1 pseudogene is annotated in these 3,487 nt (G+C 67.6%); it reads right to left on the bottom strand.

What is annotated here, in order from left to right:
• Positions 1-2,950: pseudogene (locus tag HMPREF3121_RS12095) on the bottom strand (MMPL family transporter); the annotation flags it as partial.
• Positions 2,951-3,487 lie beyond the last annotated feature (537 nt).

The following is a 3,487-nucleotide window of genomic DNA, read 5'->3' as shown; positions in this document are numbered from 1 at the left end:
GCCCGGCGGGCGCGGCGGGCTGCTGCGGCGGCCACGACACCCGCTGCGCGCTTCGCTCGACGGCCGCCTTCTCCTCCTTCTCCTCGGCCTCCCGCTTCAGACGGGCGGCCCGCTCCTCCTCCCGCTTGAGACGACGCTCCGCGTAGGGGCTGCTGAACGGGGTGCGGTGCGGCTCCGGCTGCGACTCCGGCTTCGAGGTCACCGGCACCTCCGGGCCACGGATCGTGCGGCCCTTCGGCTCCTCGACGAGTTCGGCGTCGACGAGCGGGAACTCGGTCGTCGCCTCATCATCCGTGGACCGCGCCGGCTCCCGGAACGTCGGCGACAGCGCCGCGGCGGCCGCACCGCCGATGACCGAACCACCGCCGAGCGCCCCGGCACCCTTGGCGGCTTCGGTCCCCTTGGCGGCTTCGGTTCCCTTGGCGTCCTTGGCATCCTTGCCGTTTTTGCCGCCCTTGCGGCCCTTCCGCCGCTTGCGGCCCTTCGCCGCCCCGGAATCCGCCGAACCGTCGTCAAGCGACGAAGCCGCCGCCTCACGCTCCGCCTTGCCCGCCGCCGCGAGCTCATCCGCCTTCGACTCCAACGCCGAACCCTCGACATCCACCGACGGCAAAACCCGATCCAGCCACTTCGGCATCCACCACGTCGCACGCCCCAACAGGAACATCGACGCCGGAATCAACGTCATCCGCACCAGGAACGCATCGAACAACACCGCCGCACCCAACGCGAAACCGAACACCTTCACGAACGCCAACGGCTGCCCGATGAACGCCACGAACACCGCGATCATGATGATCGCCGCCGCCGTCACCACACGCGCCCCCAACGAGAAGCCCTCGATGACCGACTCCTCCACCGCGTTGTACCGCGAACCCGGCCGCGACACCCCCTTCGAATGCGTGTAATGCTCACGCATCCGCGACACCAGGAACACCTGATAGTCCATCGCCAAACCGAACGTCACGCCGATCATGAAAATCGGAATGAAACTGACCAGCGGCCCCGGCGTATGCACCAGATCCCACAGGCCCTCCTGCCAGAACAGCACCGTCACACCGAACGCCGCACCAACCGACAACAGGAAGCCCAGCCCCGCCGTCAACGGCACCACCAACGAACGGAACACCAGCAACAGCAGCACGATCGCCAGGCCGATGACCACCGACAGGTACACCGGCATCGCATCCGACAACCGCTGCGTGATGTCCTGCTCGATCGGGATCAGCCCCGTCACGCCCGTGACCAGGCCCGTGGCCTCCTCGATCTGATTCTGCTGCGCACGCAACGCCGCGATCAGCGACCCCGTCTCCGAATCAAGCGGGCCGGCCTTCGGCGTCAGCATCATCTGCACGCCCGTGCCGTCCTCGTTCATGCCGATCATCTGCACGTGCTCGACGTCGACGTTGTTCTTGAAATGATCCAACGCGTAACTGAACGCCGCCTTCCGCGCCGCATCCTCCGGCGACATCGACGGATCACCCGACATCAGGCCCCGCGCCACCGGCTGCAGCACCGCCGCATTCGGATTGACGTCATCCGCGTCGGCGACGATCAGCATCTGCGCATTGCGGCCCGGGCCGAAGCCCTCCGCCGCCAACTCGATCGCATTACGCTGCGTCGACCCGTACGGCGACGTCGAATCCGACGGCAACGCCAGTTGCAGATTCGCCGCCGGCACCGACAGCGCCACCAGAATGCCGACCGCGCCGACCAGGAACAGGCCCGGCGCCTTGTGGATCGCCTCGACCCACCTGCGGCCCATCGTCTTGCCCCCGAACAGCGGGCGGCGGCTGCCCTTGAGCGGGTTGCCCGCGATGCCCGGGATCTTCACCGCGAAAATCTTCTCCCCGAACAGCGCCATCAGCGCCGGCAGCAGCGTCAGCGAGATGACCACCGCGATGCCGACGGTGATCGCCGCGGAAATGCCCATCAGCGACAGGAACGGCACCTTCGCCAGCACCAGCGCCGCCAGCGCCACGATGACCGTCAGGCCGGCGAACACCACGGATGAGCCGGCCGTGCCCGTGGCCATGCCGACGGCGTCGGCTCTCGTCAGCCCGCGGCCCCGTTCGGACCGGTAGCGCGACAGGATGAACAGGGCGTAGTCGATGCCGACGGCCAGGCCGATCATGACCGCCAGCACCGGGGTGATGGAATTGACGGTGGTGAACGACGTCATGAACACGACGAGCAGCGAGCCGATCGCGATGCCGACGACGGCGGTGATCAGCGGCAGGCCCGCCGCGACGAGGGAGCCGAACGTCACGATCAGCACCGCCGCCGCGACCGAGATGCCGATGATCTCCGACGTGGCGCTGACGGCCACGGGGTCCATCATGCCGGGGCCCATCGCTTCGACCTGCAGCCCGGCGTCGCGGCCGATTTGCATGGCGTCGAACAGGGCCTGGCGGTTTTCGGGGGTGATGTCCTTGGGGACGCGGACGTCGAAGGCGAATTGGGAGATGCCGTAGCGGCCGTCTTCGGACAGCATGCGCAGCGCGTGGGCGTCGGCCTTGGCGACGTTTTCCGGCAGGCCGGAGCTGGTGCCGACGTCGATGATGGTGCGTTGCAGTTCGGGGTTGAGCCGCACCGGGTTGACGAGCATCTGGTCGGCGGTGAGTTGGTCGATGTTGTCCTTGATGGAGGCGACGACGGCGTCGGCGGCTTCCATGTTCCCGGGGTCTTCGAGTTTTTCGCCTTCGGGGGCGGCGAACACGACGTAGACGGTTTGTTCGCGGATGGGGTTGATTTCGTTGGGGAACTTGTCCTCGATCATGTGGGAGGCGATCGACGACGGCATGCCGGGGATCGAGAACTGGTCGTCGAATCCCTTTTGGAATGCGCCGGCTGCACCGCCGACACCGCAGAGGATCAGCACCCATGCGATGATGACCGTCCATTTGTGCAGGTAGGACCACCTGCCGAGGTTGAACAGGACCTTGGCCATCGCTCAACTTCCCCTATCACTCGCGTTGCTTCGCGAGCGCGCGGGCGGCAGTTTTGCCGCAGAACGCGCGCGCCACCCTCCCAGGATACGTGTAGGCATGTACCTCGCGTGACAACAGGCGAAACAATTGCCCCATGGAGCACATCGCCCCGCCGCTCTACGCCACCTGCTCCGCCCCTCCCGCGTCGCCTCCCCGTTCCCTTTCGCGCCTCTTCTACCCCACCTTCGCATCCCTTCTGCCCCACCCCGTCCTTTCCGCGCCGCCGTCGCGTTCCGGCTTCGCAGTTGCTTTACGACGCTTCGACGTTCAGACGGGCCGTCGTCAAGCAAAAGCGGCCGGCGCGCGCGGACCGAAGAAGCGGCGCCGAGGCAGCTCCCGGCGACGGCAACCCCCCGCATCCATGCCACGGCCACCCGCACCCTCCACCCGCAATCACACGCGCCCCGCCCCAACGCAGCCACCCGCACCCCCTCGCGCGAGCCCCTCCGCGCCGGCGCCGTGACGCCCCCATCCCAACTCAGCCACCCGCACCCTCC

Origin of the sequence: Corynebacterium sp. HMSC11E11 (genome assembly GCF_001807025.1) — a bacterium.
Lineage (GTDB): Bacteria > Actinomycetota > Actinomycetes > Mycobacteriales > Mycobacteriaceae > Corynebacterium > Corynebacterium freneyi.
The sequence above is the reverse complement of the archived record's forward strand: the minus strand, read 5'-3'. Positions and strand labels throughout refer to the sequence as shown.